We start from the raw sequence: 16,808 nt of genomic DNA, 5'->3' as shown, positions 1-16,808 counted from the left end.
ACAAATACCGCTCCACTTCCCTACGCAGGTCTGAACCTGTTCAAGTTATGAGGGTCTAAAAGTCACACTTTTATCTCAGCCCTTATGAAGGACACCCCTAGTGGTTATACGAATACATATTGAATTGTTCTGCACCTCTATATTAACACGAATCCCTAATTGGTCAAGATTTAACCTTCCAATGTTTTCTTAAGCTCCGTTACGTACTCGCGAGATCCGGTGACAATTAAGCGGTCTCCAAGTTTCAGCCTTGTGTCTCCATGAGGAACGATGCTGTCCACACCTCTGAAAATCCTGACAAAAATGACGTCGCCTGTTAGAGGGAATTCCCGCAAAATGACACCGTCGTATTTGCTGTTTTCCATATTAATTTGATACAGCGAAGATTCTTGGTTCGTGAGCAGCTTCATGACGCCTGGGGCTTCTATCAGCGCGCGAAGCAATGTTTTTGTCGACAGCAGAATAGAAAAGATGCTAATCCCCTGCTCCTTCAGAGCTGCTTCATTCTCAGGTGATCCGACGCTGGCAATGACTCTTTCTGTGCCTTTTTCTTTTGCAAGTAGTGCAATCTCGGCATTCATGTCTTCATTCCCTGTCGCCACAACGAGGATATCCGTATCAAAAATATCGAGTGAATCTAGGGTTTCAGGCTCATAATCAGCAATCGTCTCAACCGTAAACACTGATTCTGACAGCTTTTCCTCCGCATTCTCTTGATAAACGTGCACAACCCGCACGTCATACTCGTTCTCCGGCAGCTCAAGTGTAACAGGCAAAGTCATTTGATTGGCGCCGATGAACGTAATCGTCTTTTTCTCCTCAGGCTGCTCTTCCCGTTTGTACAATTTTTTAAAACAGATCGGCGTAAAAATACTCGCAATGACGGCTACTAAAATTAGCGCTCCTGACATATTTGCGCTGATCACGTGAAGCTGCTGGCCGATCGTCGCAGCGGCAATCACGAGCGAAAGCGTTGATGTCAGCAGGAAACCAGACGCGAAAACGGTTCGGTTATCATACCACTTCTTTAGGTACATAACAGGAATGATTTTGCTGACTAACAGCGCCAGAAGCAGAAGCGGAATCATAATTAAAATGGTTTTATCCTGGAAAAGAGTCCAAATATCCAGCTTCACACCGACCATCACAAAGAAAATCGGTATTAAGAACCCGTAGCCAAATGAATCCAGCTGCTGAACAAGTTCTTTGTTTGGCGAAAGAAGGGAAACAAGAACCCCCGCTAAGAAAGCGCCGAGAATATTTTCTGCCCCAAGTGATTCAGACAAGGCAACAAGGACAATAATTAACGTAAAAATGGCACGTGTCCCGATCTGGATCGTCCCTTTTGACATGGACTGAACAAAAGAGCGATGTTTAAAGACCCGGCCGAAAAAGTAAAGCACCACTCCGGCCGCAAACAGGATCATCAAGAGCCACATGTTTCCGCTGTCCTCTCCGTATAAAGAAGAAAAAACAGCTAGAAGAATCATCGTGGCCAAATCAGCGATAACAGCAACGAGCAAAATAATCTGCCCGATATTTGAATTCATGATCCGTTCTTCTTTTAACGTTGGAACGACAACACCTAATGAAATCGTTGAAATAATAAGTGTCATTAAAAAAGCATTTTGGATAAACCCTGCCAAGACGAACCCATAGGACAGCAGCAATGATAAAATAAAAATACCGGCAAAAATAATAGATGCCGCAGCAAACGTATTAGGCGCTTCCTTGCCGTTCGGCAGAAGCTGCTTTTTCTTTCCTTTCTCAAATGATGAAAAATCAATTTCAAGCCCGCTTAAAAACATTAAAAAGATAAATCCGAGCATAGAGAGTGTCTGAAGCCATGTATCACCCTCCACAACCAAATCAAGGCCGCTTTTACCAATAATCAGCCCCATAATGATTTCAGCAACAACAACCGGGATGCTGAGTTTAAACCGATGCAAAAGGATGGGTGTTAAAAATGCAACGATTAGTACAACAACTAAAGATGCGACAGATGTATGCGCCATAATCAGAACCTCCTTTTAAGATCAGGGTTATGTCAGTTCTCAATTAACAAACAGAACCTCATGTTTCAAAAACATAACGCGATTTTAACAAGGGTTAAGACGAAAAATAAAGTAATAAGCCCTTAATCCTATTTAGAAAATGATTCTTCTATAATTTGCACATAAAAGCTTGTGATGACTCACAGAACTTTGCTTCATAATAAATAAAACAATCGGCAAGGAGGATACCGCATGGCTTACGATATCATCAGCGATATTCATGGCTGCTATGACGAAATGACTGCATTAATCCAAAAGCTTGGCTATACAATCAAAAATGGAGTGCCTGTCCACGAGGAAGACAGGGTGCTTGTTTTTGCCGGAGATTTAACTGATAGAGGGCCCAAATCAATAGAGGTCATCCGCTTTGTAGCCAGTGCCTACGAAAAAGGCGCTGTACGTTATGTCCCGGGAAATCATTGCAATAAGCTGTACCGCTACTTAAAAGGAAATCCCGTAAAAGTCATGCATGGCCTCGAAACAACAGCGGCAGAGCTTGATGAACTTTCTAGAGAAGAAAGAAAAGCGGTCAGTGAACAGTTTATGAAGCTGTACGAAACGGCGCCGCTTTACGACATCTTACATAACGGAGAATTAGTTGTCGCACACGCTGGCATAAAAGCTGACGATATCGGAAAATATACCCGCAGAGTGAAGGACTTTGTGCTTTACGGAGATGTGACGGGTGAAACATATCCGGACGGCAGACCCGTCAGACGCGATTGGGCGTCAGCCTATAACGGAAAGGCTTGGGTAGTATACGGCCATACACCTGTGAAAGAGCCTCGAAAGGTCAAGCGCACCATCAACATTGATACAGGCTGTGTGTTCGGAAATCAACTGACAGGCTTTCGTTTTCCAGAAATAGAAACCGTATCTGTTCCAAGTTATCTGCCATACGACGAATCAAGATTTCGCCCCATATAAAAAAGGAGAGAATCACTGATTCTCTCCTTTTAACAGTTTTTGCATATCCAGAGGCAGTGAGGCATGAAACGTCATTTTTTCCTGCGTCAGCGGATGGATAAACGAAAGGTGCTCACTGTGCAGCGCCTGCCGGCCAATTTCCTGTCTTGTACCGCCATACAGTGTATCGCCGCACAGCGGGTGCCCGAGGTAGCTCATATGAACACGAATTTGGTGTGTCCGTCCAGTCTCGAGCTGCAATGTCACCGAGGTGATATCGTCAGTTGCACGTGTAACGTAAAAATGAGTAACAGCCTTCTGGCCGTCCGGTGTCACCATCCTCTCAATAATACTGTCAGGATGTCTGCCAATCGGAGCATCGACTGTTCCCTTCGCTTGTGTCATCCGTCCGTGGACCACTGCCGCATACCTGCGTTTCACAAGCCCGTTTTTTTGAGCCGATGATAAAATGGAGTGGGCAAAACGATGCTTGGCAACGAGCATGACACCAGATGTATCCCGATCTAGCCGGGTGACAAGATGTACTGTCGCCTGCACTCCGTTTTTTTGATAATGATGGATAATTCCATTCGCCATGCTTCCGGAAGGGTGCTCTCTCGAAGGGATTGATGATACGTATGGCTGCTTGTTTATCACAAGCACGTGTTCATCCTCATACAGGATATCGAGCGGAACAGGCTCTGCCAACAGCGTCTCGCTCACCTGTTCCTCAGGAAACTTCACGGCAAAAAGATCTCCTGCTCTCAAAACGTATTTAACCGTTACATGCTCGCCGTTGATCAGCAGGTCTCCCCCGCCAAACTTGATATCAGTGAGCAAACGTTTCGAAATTCCCAGTTTACCGGCATATTCTTTTACAGTCATCCCGTCCTCAGCGGAAGTGATGTTCTTTTTGATAAAAAAATGCTCCACGATACGTCCTCTTTCTATTCACCTTTTCCGATAAACGAATCCTGGACTCTTTTCCAAAAAGGAAACGGACGGAATCTCGCAAACCTGACATTTTCAGATGCAACCTGGCAGCGGATCGACTTTACATCCTTATGGAGAAGGGTTAAATGGTCAATCGTCACTTGAAAGTCAACTTCGTTTCTCGGCTTGATCATGCAATCATGATGGGAAGGGAGAAGCAGCGGCGATCCGACCGTCCGGAAAACCCGGTTATTAATAGAAGCCATTTCTGCGAGCTGGATCGCCCTGATAGACGGATGGATAATCGCTCCGCCCAGCGCCTTATTGTAAGCTGTACTGCCAGAAGGCGTTGACAGGCAGAGGCCGTCGCCCCGGAAGGTTTCAAAAAGCTGTCCCTTGATTTCCACATCAGCCACAAGGCTTCCTTCTATGCTTTTAATCGTACACTCATTCAAGGCTAGATATCTTTCCTCCCGCTCGTTTTCGTGATAGGTTACAATCACTTCAAGAAGCGGATATTCAACTGTATGATACGGCGTTTTCGCGATCGCGAGAACAAGTTTTTCAATTTCATGAGGAACCCAGTCGGCATAAAACCCCAGATGACCCGTGTGAACGCCGACAAATGCAGTTTTGTCCAAGCGGTCGCTGTATCTGTGAAAAGCGTACAATAGCGTTCCGTCGCCTCCGACTGAAATGACGATTTCCGGTTCATTTTCATCCAGTTCCATATCAAAATCCAATAAATACGCCTGTATTTTGCTTTTCAGCGTATCAGAAACTTGATCTCCTTTTGATGATACGGCAAATTTCATGCTTTTCTTCCCCTTTACCTATTGTTGCTCGCTTCCTTTTTTCTTTCTTGAAAAGGCAGCTTGAGCTTCCTGTACTTCACCCCTGATCTCCGACATCTCTTCATCAAGCCGGGAAGCCGCTTCAGAAGCACGCTGAAGCCTTAGTTTTACTTTTTCAGGAATGTTTCCGCTGTATTTATAATTCAATGAATGCTCAATGGTCGCCCAAAAATTCATCGCCAGCGTACGGATCTGTATTTCCACGAGAACATGCTTTTCTCCGGACACCGTCTGTAAAGGATACAGCACGACAAGATGATATGACCGGTACCCGCTCTCTTTATGTTCCGCAATATAATCCCTCTGATCCACAACGGTGAAATCTTTTCTGGCAAAAAGCATCTCTTTCACGATTTGGATGTCATCAACAAATTGGCACATGATTCTAAGGCCTGCGATATCCTGCATGGTCTCAATTTCATGCAGCGGTATGCTTTTCCGTCTCGCTTTTTCAAGTATGCTCGCCACAGGCTTGACGCGTCCGGTCACAAATTCGATCGGCGAATGGTCATCCTCGTATTCGTATAGCGTGCGGATCCCTTTGAGCTTCACTTTCAACTCTTCGACAGCCTGGCGGTACGGCACTAAAAAACGCTCCCATTGTTTGTCATCCATCATACATCCCCCAATTCCGAGCCAGTTTCTATAAAAACACGCGCTTCACTTTTTCTTCCATTTCTTCTCCGTAGTTCGCATTATCTTTAATATTTTCTAAAAGATACTCCAGTTCCTCATGCAGGCCTGCACATTCAATCGTTTCGTCTCCTGCCTCTAAAACAACCGGAATTCTTTGTGCATGGGCCTGTTTCAGTTCCGGCCATACATGTTCCTTTATAATGACATATTCAAAAGAATCAGCTAATTCAAGTATGTATACAAAAGCAAAGTGGTCAGAATCAACAAGCATTTGACCTGACGGCTTGCGTTCTGCTTCGTTTCCTTCCGTCTCACAGGCAAGGCGAAGCTGATCATCCGATAATGTGGCGTTCAAGATTTCGATTCTGTTTTGCATAATGCTCTCCTTTTTAAACAAAGTACAGATTCATTTTATCATATCAAGCTCGATATTGATAAACCTAACATCTCAAGAGATAATAGTAAAAATAAGATTTACAGGGCGGAAAGGAAGAACAACATGAGCCAAGAAATTGAAATAGAATTTAAAAACATGCTGACCAAACTTGAATTTGAAAAGATAACAGCAGCACTTCAGCTGACAGAAAAAGATTTTATAGATCAAAAGAATCACTATTTTGACACAGACGACTTCTCGCTGAAACAAAAACACGCTGCGCTTCGAATCCGTAGAAAAAAAGGTGAGTATGTCCTGACGTTAAAAGAACCGGCAGATGTAGGGCTTCTGGAAACGCACCAGCCGCTTTCAGAGGTATCAGACCTTGCCGGCTTTACAGTTCCCGAAGGCCCTGTGAAGGACCAGCTTCACAAGCTTCAGATCGATACAGACGCCATTCAATATTTTGGATCTTTAGCGACAAACCGCGCTGAAAAAGTAACAGAAAAAGGCTTAATAGTTTTAGACCACAGCCGATATTTAAATCAAGAGGACTATGAAATCGAATTTGAGGCGGCAGACTGGCATGAGGGCAAACAAGCCTTTGAGGAGCTGCTTCAGCAATTCAGCATTCCTCGGCGCGAAACCAAAAATAAAATTCTTCGTTTTTATGAAGAAAAACGAAAGTCTATATAAGGTGGAATGACATCGTGAATGTAACGAATTGGGCAGCTTTACTTCAGCTTCAGGCATTACAGTCCATATCTAATGCAAGCAGCAAAGGAACTCAGAATGCGGAAAGCCCGCTCACCAGCTTCAGCTCTCTGCTCAGCCAATATACAAACGGCCTGACATCTCAGCAGCAGCAGCCAACTGCATCTTCTGCATCGTCAAGCCCGCTCAGCATGCTGAACAGCGCTTCTTCAACAGCGCCGTCACTGCTTTCAGCATATGGGCTTAACCCATCTACAAACAGCAATTCAGGTTATATCACAAAGGCGGCAGAAAGCACCGAAACAGCTGCTGCAGATTCTTCTTCAACCAAACAAGAAGCAAAACAGATCAGTTCGGGAGACTTCTCCATTGACAGCGCGATCAAAAAAGCCGCTGATAAGTACGGCGTTGACGAGAAACTGATCCGTGCCGTTATCAAGCAGGAATCAGGCTTTAATGCAAAAGCGGTAAGCGGAGCAGGTGCGATGGGCTTAATGCAGCTGATGCCGTCAACGGCAAGCTCACTTGGCGTTTCCAATCCGTTGGATCCGCAGCAAAATGTAGAGGGCGGAACGAAATATTTAAAACAAATGCTGGATAAATACGACGGCAATGTGTCTATGGCATTAGCGGCTTACAACGCCGGACCGGGAAATGTCGACCGATATGGGGGCATTCCTCCTTTCCAGGAAACGCAAAACTATGTAAAAAAAATAACTTCAGCATATTACGCGTAACCAGAGCGGCTCTTGCCCTCTGGTTTTTTTGCGAAGTGAAATCTTACGCATTCCTGATTTTTATGTGATATGATATGAAATACAAACCCCGGCTGTCGCCGAAACTTATCATCAAACGCAGTAAAGGCAGTTTGTTTGTAGAAATGATGCCTTGTTGCTAAAATAAATCATAGATGAAATGATGAAATACAGAAAATTACTTTTTGCAATAGGATTTATGATTCCTATTAGCCATATTTAAAGGAGTAGTCAACATGGGACAATCGTTTAACGCACCTTATGAAGCGATTGGAGAGGAACTTCTATCGCAACTTGTTGATACTTTTTATGAGCGTGTCGCGTCTCATCCTTTGCTGAAGCCGATTTTTCCGAGCGATTTAACGGAAACCGCCAGAAAACAGAAACAATTTCTGACTCAGTATTTAGGCGGGCCTCCGCTTTATACGGAGGAACACGGCCACCCCATGCTCAGAGCAAGGCATCTCCCCTTTCCAATTACTAACGAGAGAGCTGATGCGTGGCTCAGCTGTATGGACGAGGCAATGGACCATGTAGGGCTGGAGGGCGATATTCGCGAGTTTTTGTTTGGCCGGCTGGAATTGACAGCAAGGCATATGGTGAATCAAACGGAAGCGGAGGATCGATCATCTTGACAAATTATCAGCATGAGCAATACTTCGCCCATTGCCACGGTCATCCAAAAAAACCGCTTGAAATTTACATGTTTGTAGATCCTTTATGCCCTGAATGCTGGTCCTTAGAGCCCGTGATCAAAAAGCTGAAAATCAGATACGGACGCTTTTTCACCTTACGCATTATCGCTTCGGCAAGCCTTACCGCTTTAAATAAGAAACGGAAAAAGCATCTTCTCGCAGAGGCATGGGAAAAGATCGCAAGCCGCTCCGGCATGTCGTGTGACGGCAATGTCTGGCTCGAGCAAGATCAGCCGCTTTCCTCGCCTTACATGGCTGCACTCGCTTTTAAAGCAGCCGAACTGCAGGGAAGAAAAGCCGGCATGCAATTTCTCAGAAATATGCAGGAGAGTCTGTTTGTTTCAAAGAAAAACATTACCGATGAAAATGTGCTTTTGGACATTGCGGAAAAAACGAATCTCGATCTCGAGGAGTTCAAAAACGATCTGCATTCTCAAAGCGCGGTCAAGGCGCTTCAATGTGACATGAAAATTGCCGCTGAGATGGATGTTTCTATTAATCCGACGCTGACATTTTTCAATACACAGCATGAGGACGAAGGACTAAAAGTACCCGGCAGCTATTCATATGATGTATATGAAGAAATTTTATTCGAGATGCTTGGTGACGAGCCGAAGCCGTCGGAAACACCGCCTCTGGAATGTTTTATTGAATATTTCCGCTTCGTTGCCTCGAAGGAAATTGCTCTCGTATATGACCTGAGCCTTGAAGAGGTAGAAAAAGAAATGAAAAAATTGGCGTTTGCTAAAAAGGTTGCCAAAGTGGAAGCCAAACACGGAATGTTTTGGAAATCCCTCAGCACTTATTCTGATGAATATCAATCATGTGAAAAATAGCCGCAGGCGTATATATGCTTGAGGCTGTTTTTTTTGCTCCGTAACCAAACATACGTTCTGTTAAAAACATGAAAGAAACCGCGCCGGGATAAGCGCGGTTTCATATGTCTTAACGACAACAAAGGGGATGGGAGAAATTTTTCACGGTCAAACAAAGGGGTAATGTTTGTTTGTGATCAATTTCACATCCTTATGATAACAAATGATGTCGACTTTTGACAACCTCTATGCTTAATGTTCATATTTTTGTCACAAAACATAACGAAGTACATTCACTCATATCCTAATAAGGAACAAGGACGAGGAGGACCGCTATGATGTATACTGTGATCTCAATTGTGTGCATAGCCGTTTTTTTCTGTTTGAATTTATTAGGCATGATGCATATGCTGCCGCTTTATATTACCTCTCCCCTGCTGTTTCTGTCTATTTTGTTTACCCTCTACCGCCTGAACCACCGGAAAACCTTTAAAGGGTTTTAAAAAAGCCTGTGCATCATTTCGCACAGGCTTTCTTTTTTTAGGACTGCTTGACTTTCATCAGCAATTCTTCCATTTCATCAAGTTTTTCTTCAAACATTTTGCACGCAGCTTCGATCGGCTCTGGAGACGTCATATCAACGCCTGCTTTTTTCAGCACATCAATCGGGTATTGCGAGCTTCCCGCTTTCAGGAAGTCAATATAACGGTCAACCGCCGGCTTTCCTTCTTTCAAAATCTGGCTGCTTAACGCTTGGGCAGCGCTGTAGCCTGTCGCATACTGGTACACATAGTAATTGTAATAGAAATGCGGAATTCGCGACCATTCAAGGCCGATTTCCTTATCAATCACCATGCCGTCTCCGAAATACTTTTTATTCAGATCGTAATAGACATTCGTCAGAAGCTCAGGTGTAAGCGGCTCCCCTTCTTGCGCCTTTGTATGGATCAGGTGTTCAAATTCAGCAAACATCGTTTGTCTGAAGACCGTTCCTCTGAACCCTTCAAGCATATGGTTGAGAATATATAACCGCTGTTTTTCATCCTCTAAATTGTTCAGCAGGTATTCGCCAAGGAGCGCTTCGTTTGTCGTTGACGCAACTTCCGCGACAAAGATGCTGTAATTGCCGTATGGATATGGCTGGTGCTTTCTCGTATAGTAGCTGTGTACGGAATGGCCAAACTCGTGCACAAGCGTAAAGAGATTATTGACGTTATCATGCCAGTTCATCAAAATATACGGATTCGTGCCATAGGCTCCTGATGAATAAGCTCCATTGCGTTTGCCTTTATTTTCGTAAACGTCGACCCAGCGGTTTTCCAGCCCTTCTTTCAGGATGGAGGCGTATTCCTCTCCTAAAGGTGCAAGGCCTTTCAGCATGTAATCTTTGGCTTCCTCGTACGTGACCTTCATCCCCGCATCCTTCACAAGCGGTGTATACAGATCATAGATATGCACCTCATCAAGCTCAAGCACTTTCTTTCTGAGCGCGATATAACGGTGCAGCAGCGGCAAATGCTTATTAATCGTTTTGACGAGATTGTCGTATACTTCCTCAGGAATACTGTTGTTAGAAAGCGCAGCTTCACGCGCTGACTTGTACTTTTTCACTCTCGCGTAGAAGTTGTCCTTTTTCACAGTGCCGCTTAAAGTCGTGGCCATTGTGTTTTTATATTGTCCGTATGTTTTATACACTGCGTCAAACGCATTTTTGCGGACTTCACGGTTTTCACTTTCTAAGAAATTAATAAAGTTGCCGTGAGTGATCTGTTTTTCATTCCCATCTTCATCTTTAATGGACGGGAATGTAATATCGGCATTATTTAACACGCTGAACGTATTGGAGGATGAACCCAGTACCTCAGAAGCTTCGGCAAGAAGAGCCTCTTCCTTCTCGCTCAGCACGTGCGGGCGTTCTTTTGTTATTTCCTCAATCGCATGGGAGTACAGTTTCAGTTCTTCTTTTTCAAGAATAAACTGCTGCAGTTTGTCTTCTTCTATGGATAAAATTTCCGGAACCAAATAAGCTGTCGCGCTTGCGGCCTGTGTATACAGGTTTCCCGCCTTGTCATTCAGCCCCTGGTAAAAGGAGTTCCCGGTATCCTGGTCAGAGCGCATATGCGCATATGTGTACAGCCTTCCCAGCCGTTCCATCACTTTATCTTGATACGTAAGAGCCTCGTATAAATGATCAGCTGAATCTGCCAGCTTTCCTTTATACTTAGATAAATTCGGAATTAATTCTTTTACAGCTTGAAATTCTTTATTCCAGGCCTCATCACTAGGAAAAATATCCTCAAGTCTCCATGTGTCTTCTGCCTTTACCTCACTTCTGTCAGGCAGTTGGTTTGCTTTTTTTTCCTCAGCCATGGTGATCCCCCTCGTCTTCTTTGATTCAAGCCAATTGAAAAAACAGCTGTTTCTCAATAAACTTGTGTTGTGAATATCTTCCGGTTTTTCACTGCCTTTTGTCAAATCATATGCAGTAATGAAGAGAACGAATGCCAAAAAAGCAGTAAAAACACGAAAAATCCTTCCTTTTGTGCCTTTCACAGCCAGCCCACCACCTTTGTCTTAGGGTGAGCCAAATGAGACAAACTCATTCTATAAAACAGCTGCGGTCTCTTTCTATGAGATCCTGCATTGAGCGTATGCCCTCTGCAGGCTGATTCAGCACATATACTTCTTTCTGAGTCTCCCTTAAAAATCCCTTCTTGCACAAAAAATCAATGTACTGTCTAACAGCTTCAGAAAGACAATCTTCTTTGCATTTGGACCTGACCGCAATGTTCTTTTTGTGAATGTGCAGTTTGCACTGATGCAGGATGGCTGAGAAGCGGATTGGCACACGTTTATAACCTAGATCTGTAATAAACAGATAAAGAAACCCCTGCCACACAAAAACCGGACTCTTAAAAACAGCCCCTTTGATTACAGGAACAAACACTTCGGTCGGAAGAAAAGAAAGGGACGTCTGCCGCTTTTCATAAAATAGCTGCCTGAGGCGGTTTGTTTCCTTTGAGATGAAGCGATGAGGTTTATGCCGAAAACGGTGAATCGCTTTCGTCCAGCTGGAATATTCAAATGAAGGCGTAGGATCAGTGAAAAATAAATCATTTGCATCTGCCCGATGGATAGGAATCGTTTGAACCGAGGAATAAGAATGGTTTGTGTAAAACGGAATGATGTGGCTGAGCCGGCGGAAGGAACGTGTTTCCGGGCAATAACATATCATTTCCTTGTTTGGGCTTGCATTGATAAACTGCCAATGAAAAGCAGACAGCTGATAAAAGGATGGAGCAGTTCGTTTTAAGCGGCTGTTTCCCACAATCCACTGCGGGAGGATTCCTTCTTGTTTAAAGCCCTCTGTACGCATTTCAAAGACATCTGGAGCAAGAGTGGCACATTGGTATTCAACAGCAAGCAAGCGTCCCTTGATCTTTGCCATGATATCGGGTCTTTGATTGATTTTCTTGATATATGGTTCTAATAGCGGAGAAGCCTGTTGCGTTTTCAGCCATACATACAGCTGTCTCTTTCCTTCTAAGTGGTAGGCGCTTTCCGGTTCTATGTCTATCGAGCAGGACTTGTTTTGTTTATGGGCAAAATGCGGCGCTTTTTGAGATCCGAGCTTCACATCAAGCTCTCCTCCGCACGCCGGGCAGAAGAATCGTCTCCGCTTTAATGTCCGGCTTCGCTGAGCCCCTAGAAGGTGAACCATTCGGCCGTCTTCAGTCACAGCACTAAACACTTTTCATCTCTCCTTTCCAGATGAGTATACTTTCTGGAAAAGATGGCCAACTCCTGTTCTCTGTATGGTCAGCCCGTATGTATGTTTTTGATTTCTTGTTTCAAAAATGGCTTTTTAGTGCATAAAAAAACCGATTTCCGGAAAGAAATCGGTTTGCTATGATGCAAAGTGTTTTTTTATTGTTTCTAGAGCATGCTCTGAAATAATCAGCTTGCCGTACTCTTCAAGACGGTGTATGCTGATTGAGGATTCATTTGCGTACTCCAACAGGATGCTTAGCTGATTTTCAACCTCTTCATCAGTCATATTGCAAAAATCTACATATAAATAATATCGGTTCTCAAACGAATATAAAGTCGTTTTGCTTCCGTTAACGTTCAATTTAGATAGAGAAATAACATCCTCAAAATCGCCAAACCGCAAGACAAATTGAAGCTTTTGCTCCTTCTCTTCCTGATTGACGGCTTGCTCTTCCTTCTGGAAATCATCCAGCAGGGCGTCAAGATCCTCAGATGCGGGTTCTTGCTTTTTATCCTCAGGAATCGGCAGTTCGAGCTTTTGTCCGTCTTTGGAAAGCTGGGCTTTTGTGACGATGATTTCTAATCCTTTGTCCAGTGCCTGAACTTGAATCCAAAGAGGGCCTTCCACAGCGAATTCCTCTTCTTCATGAACTTCATCCATGACTTCCCAGAACAGTTCTTCACTGCGCTCACGGTTATACCAAATTTCTTCTCTGTCAAAACCGCGATCTTCAATATCTCCATAAGACATATAAAATTTTACTGTATGCTCGTTAATTCTTTCAATTTCCATTTGCCAACCTTCCCTTCTATATAAGATGTTGAAGGGACATCTAAGCTCCCGATTAATTGTACTTTACTACACTTTACCCATTCCGTCCACATCTTAACCTTGAAGCAAGGCCAGTGTGAATTCCTTTGTATTTCTATTTTATGATAAAACAGTCACAAAAGAAATAAAAATGCACCTTTGACCAAAAAACGGCAGATCTCCGGCTGATATCATAAAATGCGGCCTGTCTCATATAGTAGTAGTACAAGCGATGGAACGAAAGCGAGGTGCCGATTCATGGAGCATGACTATCTGATTTCTCTGCTTGTCATCATTGGAATCGACCTGATCCTCGGCGGAGATAATGCGGTCGTCATTGCCATGGCCAGCAGAAATTTGCCGGACAAGCAAAGACAGCAGGCCATTATTCTTGGGACATTTATTGCCGTTGCTATGAGAATCGGATTAACGAGTGCAGCGGTTTATCTTTTGCATATTCCCTTCCTGCAATGTGCCGGCGGAATTTTCCTGCTGTATTTGGGATATCAGCTGCTGATTGAAAAAAAAGACACGCAGCATGTCAAAAGCAGCACCTCCTTATGGAGAGCGATACGAACGATTGTACTTGCAGATCTCTTTATGTCGCTGGACAATGTCATAGCAGTTGCGGGAGCATCTCACGGTGAGTTTTCACTTGTTATCATAGGTTTGTGTGTATCGGTGCCGGTTATTATTTGGGGCAGCAAACTCATCCACATTGCCCTTGAGAAAATACCGCTTCTGATTTACGCGGGAAGCGGGCTGCTTGCTTATACAGGCGGAGAAATGATTGTCAGAGACAAAAAACTGTCTTTTTTTATGGAGCAGCACGCCGCAGTCGAAACGCTCCTCCCCATTTTAACGGTCGCATTTGTCATCCTTGCCAGTATTTATTATCAGCAGGTTGAAAAATAAAAAGAAGGCTGATGACTCAGCCTTCTTTTATGATACGATCTATTAGTTTGCCAAACGCTGTGCTTCTCTTAATTGGAAAGAGCGGACTTTTCTTGGGAGGAAACGTCTGATTTCGTCTTCGTTGTATCCGACCTGTAAACGTTTTTCGTCGATGATAATCGGACGGCGAAGCAAACCTGGGTGTTCGTTGATCAAGCGGTACAAGTCTTGCAGCGGCATAGATTCAACGTTCACATTCAGTTTTTGGAATACTTTTGAACGGGTTGAAATGATTTCATCTGTTCCGTCCTCAGTCATTCGCAGAATTTGTTTTATTTCATCAATTGATAAAGGTTCAGAGAAAATGTTTCTTTCTTCAAATGGAATATCATGCTCCTCGAGCCACGCTCTCGCCTTTCTGCATGAAGTACAGCTTGGTGATGTGTATAGTGTAACCATTCATCTTCACTCCTCTAATTAGTAGGATGAACATCTATTTTATTCTTAAATTGAAATTACTCTAAAAAAGGAATCTTTACAGGTATTATACTATAAAAAAGTAAGTGTGAACAGTATCCTAAGAAAAAAATGTGTCAATCCAGCAAATTTTTATTTTTTATCATATGTTCTGATTCTCAATTAGCTTAACTGATCGAAAATGTTTTTTTGTTTTTCTTCATCAATGAGTTTCAGGACCTCATCTGTTTTTTCGTACGATTCCCCGTACCATTTCTCATCTTTATAAGTATGAATGTTTTCATATGTCTGTTTCATGGCTTCAAGAATTTCTTCTTCTGATTCTGTTTTCGGTGACCAGTACAGAATCTCCATCTTGTTTACTTCATTCGTAGCCAATGACCGGCGCCGGTACCCAATTGACTGAGCATGCTTGAAATGCTCTCTTTGATAAAACCTCAGGCGTTTTTCTGTATCTGTATCATCTTCATCCACAGGCTCCACCTCGAGCAAGATCGGCTTATTTTTCTTTTTCAGCTTTGCGATCAATTTGCCGCCAAGCCCCTGCCCTCTTGCATCCTTTGACACATACAGATAATCAACGAAGATAAAAGAATCGAATTCCGCAAACATTAAAATATGATGTTTGCCTTCATCTTTATGATAAATATCGCTTCGCTCTTTCAGAAGGGCTTCCATATGCGCTTTTGATTTCATTTCTTCAATTGGAAAGTACTCGCTAAGCTTTTCGTACCAGTTCATTGATTTGCTCCTTATGAGTTCATTGTCTTCATACTTTTAGATATACCCCATTTCTTCTTGTTTAAACAGCTTTACATCTATAAAGACGTACGAACTTCCGCCATGGTTTCAATTTTTTCTGCAAAATACGGAGCCAGCTGCTCCGTTCATTTTGACGTGCGCCTGTAATGAAGCAGCCGGGGCTGCGCCAGTGCAATAAGAAACGTCACTCCATATAATGCAGCAGACGTGATAAAAGCTGTTTTCGCACCAGCGGCGTCAGCCACGAACCCCATGATGGAGTAAGTGACGCCTGACCACGGAGTCAAAATCGCATTTTTGGCAGCCATGATCCCAATACGCTTCTGCTCGGGAATAGCCTCCTGCAGCACCGTTTCTTGGCAAATATCACGCACCTGATAAAAAGGCCCCATTGCAGCGCAAGCCAGAGCACATACAAACGGGAGTGGAGAAAGTGAAAACAAAAGGGTCAGCACAAACATCACAAGCGAGCAGTACATAATCGCATAGCCCATTTTTCGCTCAAAAAAAGCAGAAAAACGAATGGCGATCACACTGCCTGCAATTGCACCTATAAAATAAGAGGCGTTAAACATCCCCCACCATACCTCTGTTTCATGTAAAACAGCCGCTGTAAATGTGAGAAGAATGGCAGACGACCAAACAGAACCGGCCAAAGCTTCTATCATGTCCATTACCGTAATGTCTCTTACAACCGGGATGATCATTACATCCTTCCATATGCCTCCAGCAGATGCTGTTTCAGCAGTTCCATCATCAGTCCCTTTTTCAATTATATGAAGCAAACTGACAGAAGCACCCGAAAGAACAAACAGGCAAATGGCTGCACCGACAATGAATTCAAAAGGCACAGCATACGTCAGAAGGCCGCCAAGGCCCCAGCCTGCTGTTAAAAACAATTGATTCGAAAGCGAAATCACACCGTTCGCTTTCACATATTGCTCTTTTGGAACAATAATTGGCAGCAGCGCAAATCTTGCAGGCTGAAAAAAGGCGCCCGCAAAGGAAAAACAGAAGACAAACAACAGCGTTACCCAAAAGAAAACCTGTCCATGATGACTGACACTGTATGCCATCAGTATGGTAAAGACCGATCTCAGCAGATTGGCACCCGCAAGCACCTTTTTAAAACCAAGATTGCGAATCACTCGAGAGATGCAAAAGCTTGCCGCTATACTCGCAAACGACATGAATGATAAAACAAGACCCGCCAAAAAGACGGAGTCTGTCATTCTGTAGACCCGGACCATTAAAACGATTGTGACAAGGACTCCTGCTAAAGATTGAAGAGATTGAGACAGCAGCAGTGCAAAAACATTTTTGTTATGCAGAAATTGAATCTTATTTCACCTTCA

Annotated in this window: 19 protein-coding genes and 1 riboswitch; of the genes, 7 read left to right on the top strand and 12 right to left on the bottom strand. The window is 43.6% G+C overall.

All coding sequences use genetic code 11. From position 1 onward, the window contains the following. A riboswitch (TPP riboswitch) is annotated at window positions 1-109 on the bottom strand. A gap of 61 nt (window positions 110-170) precedes the next feature. Next, window positions 171-2,015, bottom strand: a complete 1,845-nt coding sequence (locus MOC09_RS01340; RefSeq protein WP_268359546.1) for a monovalent cation:proton antiporter family protein — start codon at window positions 2,013-2,015, stop codon at window positions 171-173. A gap of 231 nt (window positions 2,016-2,246) precedes the next feature. Here MOC09_RS01340 and prpE point away from each other — a divergent pair, with 231 nt between their 5' ends. Further along, a complete protein-coding gene (gene prpE / locus MOC09_RS01335; RefSeq protein WP_268369310.1) occupies window positions 2,247-2,981 on the top strand; it encodes a bis(5'-nucleosyl)-tetraphosphatase PrpE in 735 nt (244 codons plus the stop codon). Between the two features lie 12 nt (window positions 2,982-2,993). Here prpE and MOC09_RS01330 read toward each other — a convergent pair whose 3' ends face one another. The 4 genes from MOC09_RS01330 to MOC09_RS01315 are packed head-to-tail and all read right to left on the bottom strand — an operon-like array spanning window position 2,994 to window position 5,759. Continuing rightward, window positions 2,994-3,893, bottom strand: a complete 900-nt coding sequence (locus MOC09_RS01330) for an RluA family pseudouridine synthase (RefSeq protein ID WP_268359541.1) — start codon at window positions 3,891-3,893, stop codon at window positions 2,994-2,996. A gap of 14 nt (window positions 3,894-3,907) precedes the next feature. Further along, a complete protein-coding gene (locus MOC09_RS01325) occupies window positions 3,908-4,708 on the bottom strand; it encodes an NAD kinase (RefSeq protein ID WP_003224622.1) in 801 nt (266 codons plus the stop codon). 18 nt (window positions 4,709-4,726) lie between these two features. Next, window positions 4,727-5,362, bottom strand: coding sequence for a GTP diphosphokinase (gene yjbM, locus MOC09_RS01320; protein WP_003245294.1), 636 nt, complete (start codon window positions 5,360-5,362; stop codon window positions 4,727-4,729). A 28-nt stretch (window positions 5,363-5,390) separates the two neighbouring features. Continuing rightward, window positions 5,391-5,759 (bottom strand): hypothetical protein, encoded by a 369-nt coding sequence (locus MOC09_RS01315; protein ID WP_268369308.1) that lies wholly within the window; start codon window positions 5,757-5,759, stop codon window positions 5,391-5,393. Between the two features lie 123 nt (window positions 5,760-5,882). On the opposite strand from MOC09_RS01315, the gene MOC09_RS01310 reads away from it, so the two are divergent. The 5 genes from MOC09_RS01310 (at window position 5,883) to MOC09_RS01290 (ending at window position 9,241) form a co-directional block, all read left to right on the top strand. After that, complete coding sequence (locus MOC09_RS01310; RefSeq protein WP_268369307.1) at window positions 5,883-6,455, top strand: CYTH domain-containing protein; 573 nt, start codon at window positions 5,883-5,885, stop codon at window positions 6,453-6,455. Window positions 6,456-6,469: 14 nt separating this feature from the next. Then, a complete protein-coding gene (locus MOC09_RS01305) occupies window positions 6,470-7,210 on the top strand; it encodes a lytic transglycosylase domain-containing protein (RefSeq protein WP_268369305.1) in 741 nt (246 codons plus the stop codon). A 254-nt stretch (window positions 7,211-7,464) separates the two neighbouring features. Continuing rightward, window positions 7,465-7,863 (top strand): thiol management oxidoreductase, encoded by a 399-nt coding sequence (locus tag MOC09_RS01300; protein ID WP_268359533.1) that lies wholly within the window; start codon window positions 7,465-7,467, stop codon window positions 7,861-7,863. Next, complete coding sequence (gene spxH / locus MOC09_RS01295; RefSeq protein WP_268359530.1) at window positions 7,860-8,759, top strand: protease adaptor protein SpxH; 900 nt, start codon at window positions 7,860-7,862, stop codon at window positions 8,757-8,759. Before MOC09_RS01300 ends, spxH begins: the two co-directional genes overlap by 4 nt. Window positions 8,760-9,073: 314 nt before the next feature. After that, complete coding sequence (locus MOC09_RS01290) at window positions 9,074-9,241, top strand: hypothetical protein (RefSeq protein ID WP_268359528.1); 168 nt, start codon at window positions 9,074-9,076, stop codon at window positions 9,239-9,241. Between the two features lie 37 nt (window positions 9,242-9,278). On the opposite strand, the gene pepF is transcribed toward MOC09_RS01290, so the two are convergent. From pepF to MOC09_RS01270, 4 genes are all read right to left on the bottom strand, one after another. Continuing rightward, window positions 9,279-11,108, bottom strand: a complete 1,830-nt coding sequence (gene pepF, locus MOC09_RS01285; protein WP_168780813.1) for an oligoendopeptidase F — start codon at window positions 11,106-11,108, stop codon at window positions 9,279-9,281. 229 nt (window positions 11,109-11,337) lie between these two features. Then, window positions 11,338-12,489, bottom strand: coding sequence for a competence protein CoiA family protein (locus MOC09_RS01280; protein ID WP_268369303.1), 1,152 nt, complete (start codon window positions 12,487-12,489; stop codon window positions 11,338-11,340). 156 nt (window positions 12,490-12,645) lie between these two features. Further along, complete coding sequence (mecA, locus tag MOC09_RS01275; protein ID WP_003239278.1) at window positions 12,646-13,302, bottom strand: adaptor protein MecA; 657 nt, start codon at window positions 13,300-13,302, stop codon at window positions 12,646-12,648. Next, window positions 13,269-13,394, bottom strand: coding sequence for a hypothetical protein (locus tag MOC09_RS01270; protein WP_119913679.1), 126 nt, complete (start codon window positions 13,392-13,394; stop codon window positions 13,269-13,271). Before MOC09_RS01270 ends, mecA begins: the two co-directional genes overlap by 34 nt. 184 nt (window positions 13,395-13,578) lie before the next feature. On the opposite strand from MOC09_RS01270, the gene MOC09_RS01265 reads away from it, so the two are divergent. Next, window positions 13,579-14,235 (top strand): TerC family protein, encoded by a 657-nt coding sequence (locus MOC09_RS01265; protein ID WP_268362296.1) that lies wholly within the window; start codon window positions 13,579-13,581, stop codon window positions 14,233-14,235. Window positions 14,236-14,277: 42 nt separating this feature from the next. Here the strand turns inward: MOC09_RS01265 and spx are convergent, their stop codons facing one another. The 3 genes from spx to MOC09_RS01250 form a co-directional block, all read right to left on the bottom strand. Next, on the bottom strand, window positions 14,278-14,673 hold the full coding sequence (spx, locus tag MOC09_RS01260) for a transcriptional regulator Spx (protein ID WP_003239281.1): 396 nt from the start codon (window positions 14,671-14,673) through the stop codon (window positions 14,278-14,280). A gap of 180 nt (window positions 14,674-14,853) precedes the next feature. Continuing rightward, a complete protein-coding gene (locus tag MOC09_RS01255) occupies window positions 14,854-15,432 on the bottom strand; it encodes a GNAT family N-acetyltransferase (protein ID WP_003224597.1) in 579 nt (192 codons plus the stop codon). A 146-nt stretch (window positions 15,433-15,578) separates the two neighbouring features. Continuing rightward, a complete protein-coding gene (locus MOC09_RS01250; protein WP_268369532.1) occupies window positions 15,579-16,793 on the bottom strand; it encodes an MFS transporter in 1,215 nt (404 codons plus the stop codon). Between the last annotated feature and the right edge of the window lie 15 nt (window positions 16,794-16,808).

It is taken from the genome of Bacillus sp. N12A5 (genome assembly GCF_026790125.1).
Classification (GTDB): domain Bacteria; phylum Bacillota; class Bacilli; order Bacillales; family Bacillaceae; genus Bacillus.
Note: the sequence above shows the minus strand (reverse complement) of the source record. Positions and strands in the feature narration are given on the sequence as shown.

Bases quoted from the DNA above. Each gene is read 5' to 3' on its own strand.
- MOC09_RS01310 (WP_268369307.1), top strand. From the start codon at position 5,883: ATGAGCCAAGAAATTGAAATAGAATTTAAAAACATGCTGACCAAACTT.
- pepF (WP_168780813.1), bottom strand. From the start codon at position 11,108: ATGGCTGAGGAAAAAAAAGCAAACCAACTGCCTGACAGAAGTGAGGTA.
- MOC09_RS01340 (WP_268359546.1), bottom strand. From the start codon at position 2,015: ATGGCGCATACATCTGTCGCATCTTTAGTTGTTGTACTAATCGTTGCA.
- MOC09_RS01325 (WP_003224622.1), bottom strand. From the start codon at position 4,708: ATGAAATTTGCCGTATCATCAAAAGGAGATCAAGTTTCTGATACGCTG.
- prpE (WP_268369310.1), top strand. From the start codon at position 2,247: ATGGCTTACGATATCATCAGCGATATTCATGGCTGCTATGACGAAATG.
- MOC09_RS01290 (WP_268359528.1), top strand. From the start codon at position 9,074: ATGATGTATACTGTGATCTCAATTGTGTGCATAGCCGTTTTTTTCTGT.
- MOC09_RS01315 (WP_268369308.1), bottom strand. From the start codon at position 5,759: ATGCAAAACAGAATCGAAATCTTGAACGCCACATTATCGGATGATCAG.
- MOC09_RS01255 (WP_003224597.1), bottom strand. From the start codon at position 15,432: ATGAACTGGTACGAAAAGCTTAGCGAGTACTTTCCAATTGAAGAAATG.
- MOC09_RS01300 (WP_268359533.1), top strand. From the start codon at position 7,465: ATGGGACAATCGTTTAACGCACCTTATGAAGCGATTGGAGAGGAACTT.
- mecA (WP_003239278.1), bottom strand. From the start codon at position 13,302: ATGGAAATTGAAAGAATTAACGAGCATACAGTAAAATTTTATATGTCT.
- MOC09_RS01265 (WP_268362296.1), top strand. From the start codon at position 13,579: ATGGAGCATGACTATCTGATTTCTCTGCTTGTCATCATTGGAATCGAC.
- MOC09_RS01270 (WP_119913679.1), bottom strand. From the start codon at position 13,394: ATGTGGACGGAATGGGTAAAGTGTAGTAAAGTACAATTAATCGGGAGC.
- yjbM (WP_003245294.1), bottom strand. From the start codon at position 5,362: ATGGATGACAAACAATGGGAGCGTTTTTTAGTGCCGTACCGCCAGGCT.
- spx (WP_003239281.1), bottom strand. From the start codon at position 14,673: ATGGTTACACTATACACATCACCAAGCTGTACTTCATGCAGAAAGGCG.